Origin of the sequence: Novacetimonas hansenii JCM 7643 (genome assembly GCF_000964405.1) — a bacterium.
Taxonomy (GTDB): domain Bacteria; phylum Pseudomonadota; class Alphaproteobacteria; order Acetobacterales; family Acetobacteraceae; genus Novacetimonas; species Novacetimonas hansenii.
Genome location: NZ_BANE01000002.1, coordinates 1 through 10,563, shown reverse-complemented (window position 1 = coordinate 10,563; position 10,563 = coordinate 1). Strand labels below are relative to the sequence as shown.

The 10,563-nt window shown below is 51.0% G+C and carries 9 protein-coding genes and 1 pseudogene; 5 read left to right on the top strand and 5 right to left on the bottom strand.

Going from position 1 to position 10,563, the window contains the following annotated elements:
- From B7G66_RS00090 to drt3b, 4 genes and pseudogenes are all read left to right on the top strand, one after another.
- Window positions 1–390, top strand: a pseudogene (locus B7G66_RS00090) (conjugal transfer protein TraG); the annotation flags it as partial.
- Window positions 364–885, top strand: coding sequence for a peptide deformylase (locus B7G66_RS00085; protein ID WP_307723148.1), 522 nt, complete (start codon window positions 364–366; stop codon window positions 883–885). The pseudogene B7G66_RS00090 and the gene B7G66_RS00085, both read left to right, overlap by 27 nt.
- Before the next feature lie 403 nt (window positions 886–1,288).
- On the top strand, window positions 1,289–2,578 hold the full coding sequence (drt3a, locus tag B7G66_RS00080) for an antiviral reverse transcriptase Drt3a (RefSeq protein ID WP_141313044.1): 1,290 nt from the start codon (window positions 1,289–1,291) through the stop codon (window positions 2,576–2,578).
- Window positions 2,571–4,490, top strand: a complete 1,920-nt coding sequence (gene drt3b, locus B7G66_RS00075; protein ID WP_003619003.1) for an antiviral reverse transcriptase Drt3b — start codon at window positions 2,571–2,573, stop codon at window positions 4,488–4,490. Before drt3a ends, drt3b begins: the two co-directional genes overlap by 8 nt.
- Window positions 4,491–5,355: 865 nt before the next feature.
- Here the strand turns inward: drt3b and B7G66_RS00070 are convergent.
- The 3 genes from B7G66_RS00070 to B7G66_RS00060 all read right to left on the bottom strand — a co-directional run bounded on the left by B7G66_RS00070 (window position 5,356) and on the right by B7G66_RS00060 (window position 8,158).
- On the bottom strand, window positions 5,356–6,219 hold the full coding sequence (locus B7G66_RS00070; protein WP_040510628.1) for an MBL fold metallo-hydrolase: 864 nt from the start codon (window positions 6,217–6,219) through the stop codon (window positions 5,356–5,358).
- A gap of 91 nt (window positions 6,220–6,310) precedes the next feature.
- Window positions 6,311–7,093 carry an SDR family NAD(P)-dependent oxidoreductase gene (locus B7G66_RS00065; RefSeq protein ID WP_003619008.1) on the bottom strand — a complete coding sequence of 261 codons (783 nt, stop codon included), beginning with the start codon at window positions 7,091–7,093 and terminating at the stop codon, window positions 6,311–6,313.
- 144 nt (window positions 7,094–7,237) lie between these two features.
- Window positions 7,238–8,158: a LysR family transcriptional regulator gene (locus tag B7G66_RS00060; RefSeq protein WP_003619010.1), complete on the bottom strand. Its 921-nt coding sequence runs from the start codon at window positions 8,156–8,158 to the stop codon at window positions 7,238–7,240.
- 145 nt (window positions 8,159–8,303) lie between these two features.
- On the opposite strand from B7G66_RS00060, the gene B7G66_RS00055 reads away from it, so the two are divergent.
- Window positions 8,304–9,155 carry an SDR family NAD(P)-dependent oxidoreductase gene (locus B7G66_RS00055; protein ID WP_040510633.1) on the top strand — a complete coding sequence of 284 codons (852 nt, stop codon included), beginning with the start codon at window positions 8,304–8,306 and terminating at the stop codon, window positions 9,153–9,155.
- 196 nt (window positions 9,156–9,351) lie between these two features.
- Here the strand turns inward: B7G66_RS00055 and B7G66_RS00045 are convergent, their stop codons facing one another.
- Together B7G66_RS00045 and B7G66_RS00040 are read right to left on the bottom strand one after the other, a co-directional pair.
- Window positions 9,352–10,239: an MBL fold metallo-hydrolase gene (locus B7G66_RS00045; RefSeq protein WP_080545514.1), complete on the bottom strand. Its 888-nt coding sequence runs from the start codon at window positions 10,237–10,239 to the stop codon at window positions 9,352–9,354.
- A gap of 54 nt (window positions 10,240–10,293) precedes the next feature.
- The coding region (locus tag B7G66_RS00040; protein WP_048858735.1) for a YciI family protein at window positions 10,294–10,563 on the bottom strand (270 nt) is incomplete at its 5' end.

Below are 10,563 nucleotides of genomic sequence, written 5' to 3'. Positions count from 1 at the left end.
CAGATCGCGCTGGTCCTGTCCCTGATTGTCCTGTCCTGGTGGGCAGCGACCGAATGGACGGCATGGGAACTGGCCTTTCAGCCTGAACTCGGGCGGCCCTGGTTCATGCTCTTCCACCGCTGGCCGGTCTACGCGCCACCGCTGTTCTTCTGGTGGTGGTATGTCTTCGATGCCTATGCCCCGAACGTCTTCGCGCGCGGGGCCTGGATCGCAGGCTCAGGCGGTGTGCTGGCCTTTGCCGCCGCGGTGGCGCTGTCCGTCCATCGCGCCCGTGAGGCGAGGAAGATCGAGACCTACGGATCCGCACGCTGGGCGGAGCCGGATGAAATCGTTCAGGCCGGGCTGCTTGACCCGGACGGGGTGGTGCTGGGTCGTTATCGCAAAACCTATCCAATCGTGCTGTTCCCGGACCAGCGTCTGCGGATGGTGGCGGAGCCGGTTGTCGTATTCGACGAAACGCTACGGGCAATGACTGCCGATTTGCTCGATACGGTACGGGCCGCGCCAGGCATCGGAATTACGGCGCCGCATATCGGCGTCCTCCAGCGCGTCGTGGTGCTGGATCTCCCTGGTGGGCTCGGTCCCCAGACCTACATCAACCCGGAGATCGTCTGGCGTTCCGATGAGACTGCCCGCCATGAGGAGGGAAGCATCTCCATGCCCGGTGTCACGGAGGTCGTGGAACGTCCGGCGCGGGTCAGAGTGCGGTATCGCGACGTTGACGGACACGAAATGATGGAGGACGCCGACGGACTGCGCGCTGTTTGCCATCAGCACGAGATCGACCAGTTGGAGGGGGTTTTTTGGACTCAACGACTTTCGACCCTACGTCGTAGTCGGCTGATGTCGCGATATGAGAAAATCAAGAAGGTTGAAATGGGATAGGTATGAGTGCGGAATCTGACAGAGTGTTTGATTTGGGGGGGAAACCGGTCAGGCTGCTTTGGAGCGCCGAGCCAACGTTTCCTGCCGTTCAACTGCGCGTGATGGCTGCTATGAGCCAGTGTCGATCACATAGTGGTGTCCGGAACCTTATAATTACCGACTGTCAGTTTTCCGAGCACCTCAACCGCTACTAGCTGCTCGAGATGCTTTCTGCTACGACTTGGTGGTTATTCGCGGGTCAGAGAGCCAGCTTCGAGTGATGGTTGATATTCGAAGGTTTTCCACTTCCTGATGCGACCCATCCGTCAATCTGCCGGATGTCGACCGATGAGATGAACGAACCACTTCCATGTTCCAAAGTCGTGTGGCCCGAATAATCTTGCGTCGACGATAGGAGGGCAACTTGGGTTATACTGTTTTCTCGGTTGGAGGACTTGCACAGGTTGTTCGTGCTGGAGATTCACGGCGCTTCAAAATCGATCTCAAGAATGATCGAAATGCCATCATAGCCGCCGCCTCAGTAAATGCACTTGCGGGGGAGATAAAGCTTAATACCTTTCACACGACAAGTCTCAGGGGGCATTTGTGTGTTTCCTATAGCGACTATAGTAGCGCACTCGTTTTGCGCTCGGTTGCCAGGCATCTCAAACGTCGTCTGCGGGTGAGGATGCCAGATCGAAGTCAAGCCGTACGTGGCGTAATAACCTCTCTACTCGACGCTACGCCGATGACAGTTATACGTTGCGACATAAAATCCTTCTATGAAACGATACCGGTGGCGCCGGTGCGTGATAAACTGCTGTACGATACAGCTAGTTCGGCACTTGTTCGCGATTATCTCCGGCAGTATTTTGATTCCCACTGCGCGAGCAGTACTTGTGGTTTACCACGGGGCGCAGGGTTGAGCGCGATTCTTGCGGAACTCGCTATCAGACCTTTCGATGAACGGGTCCGTGCTATCCGTGGTGTATATCGTCTCTTCCGGTACGCCGACGATATTATTGTTTTCGCCAGCGGCCCTCCCGAGCCGATAATGTCCCAGATGAAAGCAGCTCTACCGAAGGGCATGCGCTTCAATAAGTCCAAGTCATTCTTGGTAGACCTTAACGCTGGCTCGCTCGGCAAAGGCCAGCCGGAAAGACCGCGAAAGGAAATAGAATACCTAGGTTATCTTTTTTCCGTTGAGAATGTGAGTGGGAATAACCGTAGTAGAAAGCTGAGCGTAACTATTGCACCAAAAAAAATAAAACGTCTTAAGAGTAAAATTATTCTTTCCTTGCACGATTATGCCCGTTCATACGACCACAAACTATTATTTGATAGGATGAGTTTTATATCTAGCAACTATATGGTTAAAAGGGCCGGTCACACTTTAACAAGCGGAAGTGACCATATAAAGTCTGGAATATTTTACAACTATCCTTTATGCGGGAATTATAAGGTAAATAGTCGATCGGAGCTTATACGGACGACTACTAACCTACATGAACTCAAAGCCCTTGATGGCATGTTTCGGTCTCTCGTTACCGGAAGGCATAGTGAGTTCAAGCCACATTTAAGGGGTCACGCGCCTCCTGGATTTTGTGAACGGCTTCTAAGCCTATTTTTTTCAAAGGGGTATACCGAAAAGATGTTAATCAGAGTTACGCCTTCGCGAGTGGCAGAAATCAAACGGGCTTGGCGGAATGTTTAACGACGCCAAACAGCGGGCAAAAACGCGTGCGATACTAACTGATACGCTACCATATGAGGTGCCCGTGATCTTCTCCAACGATCGCCGATATGCGGCGATCGTTGGAGAAGATAAGCCCGAGCACACACGGCGCAATGAGATAGTGCGGCGTATTGTAGGATGTAGTAATACTACTACAAAGCCTTACAGCTATAGCATTGTGAAAGACGGGAAACGATTTACAACCCTTGGTATCATACATCCTAGTACTCAACTCAGAATTGCTGCATTCTATGATACCTTCTCGCAAGCTATGCTTGCTGTATGTCAAAATTCCAGTTTTTCATTAAGACGCCCTCTGGCAGAAACTCCGCTTTTCTCAGAAGCAGAACTGTCGGGCGAGACGACTTTCCGACTGGGAATACCGCATATTGATCCTGATGAGGGCGATATTGACCTCAGTCATCTCTCTTCTTTCTTCTCCTATTCGAAATACAACTTACTTGGGAAATTTATTGAATCTGAGGAGTTCAGAAGACTGGAAAAGAGATTCCGTTTTATGAAGTCTCTGGATGTGTCCAAATGCTTTTTTAATATATACACACACAGTGTGTCTTGGGCGATAAAGGGCAAGGACATCGCCAAAGCTACGAAGTCCGCTTTCTCATTTGAGTCGGAACTCGATTCGTTGATGCAGGCCGCCAATTATGGAGAAACAAACGGGATCATCGTTGGTCCGGAGTTCTCTCGAATATTCGCCGAGATTATATTTCAGGATATTGATCGAAAAGTCGAACATGCGTTACAGCCAAAGTTTAACAACAGAGACTATGCAATCAGGCGTTATGTTGATGATTTTTTCATTTTCGCAAACTCAGAAGACGAAACGGAAACGATCGAAAGGATAATATCCGACGTCCTTGAAAAATATAAATTATTCCTCAATAATGGGAAGTCAACTGTATCTTCTCGACCGTTCGTTTCTCCTATTTCATTGGCGAGGACGGATATTGGAAGCATTATCAACGACATTTACAATATAACCGACGATATTTCAAACGCACCTGATCCATCGGCGATGGCGTCGAAGGCTCGTGCGCTTAAAACACGAGCGTCAGATATAAGACAGGCGTGTGCACGACAGGGAGTGGCTATTCACGTTGTGAGCGGATGGCTTCTGGCAAACCTCCGGAATGTATTGGCAAAATTAGTGCGCCATGGATTAAGCCGCAGCCAAGAATATTCGTCCGCCTTGTATAGAGTTATATCTACGGTTCTAGATGTAATATTTTACATATGCGCAGTGGATCTCCGTGTTCGGTCCACATATAGCTTATGTCAATGCTTATCAATTATTCCTTTAATTATGAAATATGCTGCGAGCGACCTCGCAGATAGAATTATGCATCTAATTTCGGAAGAGCTGCCTATCCTGATAAGGAATGCCCTGGCACCCGGAATGGACCAGTCGGGTGGAGTGGAGATAGCTAATCTACTAATTACAGGGCGTTATTATTTAGGGCCAGATTTTTTGCGCAACGATGTCGCCAAGTATGCTTTGACGCGCATGGTCTCTGATCCCGGACTTTCGTATTTTCGATACATTGCCGCTAAGTTTTGCATGTTGAATGATTCGAGATATGAGACGCAACTTGCGGAATTAAATCAGAAAGCAATGCAATTTATTGGTGACGGCCTGAGCAGAATTAAGCTTGAAGCTGAAGCTTACTTAATGTTCTGCGATATTCTTAGCGCCCCAGATATAAGTATTCGCGAGAAAGCCAAAATATTTAAAGATCGGTTCGGTGGCACCCCATCAAACGATCTTTTAAAGTCCGTATTTGACACCATCGGCTTCGTAGATTGGACCGGAGTTGCGATTCAGCACACTCTTGAGCGGAAGGCCTTGCGTCCGGTTTACACTTGGTCTTAAAAAGTAGCGGAACCGTCCTCTTGCCGAAGATATCGTCATGGCAGGGCGTGCCCTGTTGTGAAGTGATTACGCTACCAGACGTGCTTGGTATGCCAGATACAAACGGATAGCGGGCGGGCGTGATTGCCATTGTGGCTTTGCGCTCGCACACACATAACGGCGTGGGCGGTTCCACCATTCGTAATCAGACTACTTCGCGCGATTTTCATACGAAAATGGTTGATCTTATCGTGCGTATTCGTGAAGGCCTGAGAGTTATTTGGTGTAGAGAGCCCCGCGGTAACTCGCGAGTTACGCTCGCCCTGTCGAACGGGCGCCCGATTAGAGAGCGGTATGGCTAGAACAGAGCAGGGGAGTCGACTGACCGTTTACCCCGGGCAAATATCCGAAACCAGCAAGCCAGAAACCGGTCAATCTCACCCGCAAGAAATAGTGCTCCTCATGTCCGCTATGCGAAAAATTGTTCATAGGCGCGCATGTCTCAAGAGAGGCGAATTCAGACCGTCTTGATTTCTATCTTTTATACCAGTCAATCAACATTTAGCCTCTGATGCGGAGGTCCGGGCCATCAAGCCGGTGTGGAACCGTCGTGGAGGCAGTGCAGTATGACTTTGGTGAACGGCTCCGAGAGTGACGGAGACTAACCAACTGTAGGCGAGGCATCGAGATTGGTTATTTCCCGCCAAATTTCGTTCCGCCAAACAATGTCCGTTTCAACCGAACGCTGATTTTTGTCGTAGTTTGTTTGGACGATGGCTCTGTCCCAAACGCGGTCTATCGCGGCTCACCTGACAATGGCGGCTTTCTGTCCGCTACGATGACTACTTTGATGTCTGACTTGTAGGCGACGGCCGTTATTGATGGGTTAAAGATCGTAAGTCAGACGGAATGCGTCTTTGTCGCTCTCGATTTTCGCTCTAACGGGTGCATTAAAATGTACGCCCGTGACATATCGATTATTGCGGGAAAGTTCGGTTAAAATCATACGGCGTGTCTTTGCGGCCAAGCCGGGATTGTGATCAAAAGCAAAAGTGACGTCAGGCCGCGCTACCTGAATATGGGGGAAATGCAGGACATCGCCCCAGATCAGGAGAGAGTCGTCTTCACTTTCCAAAAGATAGCCGGAATGACCTGGCGTATGCCCTGGTAAATGGACGGCTGTGATCCCGGGGAGCAGAACATCTCTGTCCTCGAAAGGTGTTATCTGCTGCTGGTAAGCATCAAGGACATTGCGAGCAACGTCGAACAGGCGCTGATGTGCAACAGGTGCAGCATCGCGTCTCTCTTCGTTTCGCCAGAAATTCAGCTCTGCCTGATGAAGGAAAAACTTTTCAACGTTGCGGAAAGATTTTGTAGCAAAAGGCCCTGCCAGACCGCCGACATGATCGCTGTGTCCATGTGTGAGAAGGATCGTGTCAATCTGCAGGGGGTCATAACCTGCGGCGATCAGCGCAGGCATCAGTCGGCCGCCCCAGCCGTTGAGGTTTCCAGCACCACCATCGATAAGAATGGTCCGCGCACCGGCCTCAATAACAAATGCATTGATGTTCATGTGCGATGAAGGTGAAGTGTCTGCCGCGCTCAGCAGCGACAACGCCTCATCTTGATCAATCCCATCAAGAAGGTCGAGCGAGGCGTCCAGAGAGCCGTCACTCAGAACCGTTACGGCGAACTCTCCGACACGGTAACGGCTGATTTCAGGTGCCTGAAACATTCGTTCTGATGACATGAGCTTATCCCTGGCTTGCTCATCTGGTATCGGACAGACGATGGGTGCTGCCCGATACCATCCGGCGCAATCTCAGCCGTGCTTTACCTGATCACGCGACGCCGTTCAGTTTGCAAAGAATGGCATGCCGAGCCGCTTTGACCGTTTCAGGTGTGGTGCGGTTGTCGATAGCCTGCTGCTTTGTTGCGGCATCGCCGCCAACGACCATATCTTCGCTTTGCATGAGAGCGTCGACACCCTGCTGCGCCACGACATGCAAGTCATTTTTGGGCCCATGATCGATCTTGCTGGTGGCCATGCCGGCATTCTTGTGAAAACGCGTGTTTGTGGCACCCGGGAGCAGGGCTGTGACACTGACGCCCGTATCGCGAAGCTCTTCTCGCAGGGATTCTGAAAACATAAAACCGAATGCCTTGGAAGGACCATAGACCGTTTCGTAAGGTGTCGGTGTGGTTGCCGAGAGGGAGGACACAATCATGATCCGGCCGGCCTTGTTGGGCACCATGTGCTGCACTACACGCTTGGCCAGATGCACCGTCCCGGAGATATTGATGGCAATGACCCGGAAATCATCTTCGAGCTTGTTATCAACAAAGGCCCCGCCCAGACCGATGCCAACATTGAGAACGGCAATATCGACGTTTCGTCCCAGATCTTTCGTAAACTGCCAGAACCCTTCGACGCCGTCATAAGTCGCTGCATCTGCCTGAAATGCATAGACTGCTACACCGATCTTTTCGAGTTCTGTTTTGGCGTCGTGGATTTTATCACTGGCCCCTGAAATAGCGAGGTCATACCCCATGCCGCCGAGGATACGTGCAATCTCGAAACCAATACCCGAAGACGATCCGCTGATCATGGCAAGTTTGCTCATCTGTCTCAACTCTTCCCCAAGTTTTATAAAACGGGACGACACACAACTGGTTATGCCTGTCGCCACTTATTTGTGGAGTTAAGCGCGAAATCAGTGAAAATCTATGCCTTAGGCGGAGAGCCAAAATCAACGAAGTGATCGTTTTTATTCACCTGTTACGTTCTGATCAGGTTTTTGCCCCTGTATCAGGCGAATAAGAGCCCGTAATGCTTCAGGAAGCTGTCGTCGGCTGGGATAATAAATAAAGAGTGGCGGTCCCATGGATGCCCATTCGGGCAGGACCTTGACGAGCGACCCGTTTGCGATCTGCACTGCCGCCCGGCTTTCAAGGTTGTAACTGATCCCCCCATCGCGTTCGGCGATCTCGATAGACAGAACGGTTTCGTTGACGATCACTGACCAGTCCGTGTCCAAAAAGACTTTCTCTTCGCCGCGTTCCAGCTCCCAGTGATAGATTTTTCCGCTTCCCATCCGGATCCCTATACAGCGATGCTGATGTAGGTCGGTCGGGCATCGAAGAGGGGGAGCTGATGCAAGATAAGCAGGCGATGCAACTGTCACCCATCGTAGATCGGGACAGAGCGGGACCGCGATCATGTCTTCCGGTATTGTGCCACCATAGCGAACACCCGCGTCAAAACCATGTTCGATGATGTCCACCACGGCGTCCTCCACCGCGACTTCCAGACGGACGTCGGGATAAAGGGCCGCATAACGCGCAATCACCGGGGCCAGAACGAGCCGGGCGGCGTCAGTTGGTACGTTCAGACGCAACTGTCCAGCGGGTCGGTCCCGAAAACGATTGAGCGCTTCGAGCCCATTGGTGATTTCAGAGAGCCCGGACGTGACATGCGAGAGCAATTCCCGTCCAGCCGGCGTTAGCGTGACACTGCGATTGGTCCGGTTGAAGAGACGTACACCCAGACGCTTTTCCAGTCCGCGGATAGCGTGGCTCAAGGCCGATGGAGAAAGATCCAGTTCTGCTGCAGTTTTGCGGAAGCCACCTGTTTTGGCGATGGCGCAGAACAGGTTGAGATCTCCCAGATCTCCACGTGAAAGATGCATGATGCGTTTCGCTCGTTCGTTCATATCTGTTGAGTATAAACATACACTATGTGCTTCTTGACTCAATTACAGGCCTTATGAGGTTGCGCTAGGCTCCTTGGATCAATCGTCTTTCCTGGCGACTCAGATAGAAGGAGCAACGTGAATGTCAGACAGAATGCGAAAAATCGTCGCAAAGGATCGTGTTGGAGTCATCACCGGTGCAGCAAAAGGCATAGGTGCTGCTCTTGCCCGGGAATTTGCGGCCCGGGGGATGCGCTTGGCACTTCTTGATCAGGACGGAGATGCATTGGAGGCGCTGGTGTCCACGCTGCCCGTTGAAGTACTGACTGTCATGGGTGACGTGACCGATGATACAGTGCTTCTGCGCCTGCGTGATCAAACGCTAACCCGCTTTGGGGATGTCGGATTACTGGTTAATAATGTTGGTGTGCTGAGCAAAGCCGGTCCATGGGATTCACCCGATGAATGGGACCAGACTCTCAACGTCAATTTTCGCGCTGTCCTCAGTGCACAACATTTATTCGTGCCGCATATGATCGCCGCAAATCGTCCATCGGCCGTGGTGAATCTTGGCTCCAAGGAAGGGATCACTACACCGCCTGGCCACGCCGCCTATTCTGTCGCCAAGGCGGCAGTGAAGGTGCTCACCGAGCAGTTGGCCCATGAACTTCTGGTCTCCACGGGTGGGAGTGTTTCGGCCCATCTTCTGGTGCCAGGTTATACATGGACCCCCATGAATTTCCACGGCAAGGACGGGCCTCATGACCGTAAACCGGAGGCAGCATGGACAGCGGAACAGGTGGTAGATTATTTTCTGCAGCGGCTATTCAGTGAGGACTTCTACATCCTGTGTCCGGACAACGAAGTCACATCCGAAATGGATATGCGCCGCATCCAGTGGTCAGCCGACGACATGATTCACAACCGTCCAGCACTGTCACGCTGGAACCCGGCTTGGGCGCAAAAATTTATGCAATGGATGAAGGAAGCGTGAGCTTTCGGATGATCAGTTCCGGGCATCGCGAACTCTGGTCGCCGTCTGCTTCGCGTTAATCCTTTTCCTGACGATCATCTCAACAATGAGAGCAGGATCTGGCAGTCGCATCATATATCGCTGAGTGGACGAGACATTTCGGGGCAAGAAAAATATTCATAATGAAATGACGTAAAATGCCAACATAATGGAGGCTCTAGAGGAAGGACCAACTCATATTTTGGTCATCTGTCATGACTCTTCCAGCAGATGTCATTGGGAAATGTGATGTGAATACTGTCGCATCGTGTTCGACAGCGTAATTCAAAGCCCATTTGCGTGATATGATGGCTGTCTGAGGGTCTGCATCAAAGACAGCACTCCACTCCGGAACACACACCTGAATAGGATGATGCATAACATCGCCCGTGAAGAGAGCATGCTCGACGCCTGACCTCAGCACAACAGATGCGTGATGTGGCGTATGCCCCGGTGTGGGATGAAAGGAAATTCCTTCGAGAAAGTCCGATCCGTCCACGTCAATCTGATCTGCAAGACCCGCCCGGACAATAGGATCAACGCTATCTGCGCGTGTCATGAAACTGGTTTTATTACGGACGCTATCATGGGCCGGATTGCTGAAAAAATCATATTCGGCTCTAGAAAAGACATATCGGGCATTCGGGAAGGTCGGAACCCAGATCCCATTCTGCAGGCGTGTATTCCAACCCACATGATCGACATGCAGATGGGTAAGAAGAACAAAATCGATGTCTTCTGGACAGACACCAGCGAGCATCAGATTTTCAAGCCACACGGTCTGCAAGTGATCGAAATACAGGGCAGCAGGACGGGCTTTGTTATTTCCAGCTCCCGTATCAATAAGAATTTTTCGACCGCGATCCTCAATAAGCCAGCTATGAACGCTCAAAAGGACTTTCGTTTCTGAACTATCCAGCGTTTCAGGCAGTCGGGGATAAATCTGAAGAGCCGTTGCTTCGTCCCAATCTGGAAGCAACTGTTCTGGAGAGAGTGCAGCCAGCATCAGATCCTGTATTTTTAGAATACGGGCATCCCCCACAGTATACCATCGAAGATCGTTCAGAAGCATAAGGCTCCCTCTCGTTTTTATTTCTTAAAAAATACAAAACTGTCGCCATCAAGGAAAAATAGACTTCAATTCTTGCGGGAGAGCCCCTGTCGCATGATCTGAAAGGCACCCGAAAAGAGGATCCCATTCTTCAATGCGCAGATCGTAAATCAAACCTTCTAATGCAAAAGGATCACCGGCAATCATCGCGTCAATCTCCTGCCGATTGGCACCTTTCATAATCAGAAAGCCAGAGCGCAATGGGGTGCCTTTCAACGGACCGGAGGCCAGCAGTCTGCCTTCCTGAATAAGGCGCCTGAGATACAACACGTGTGCTGC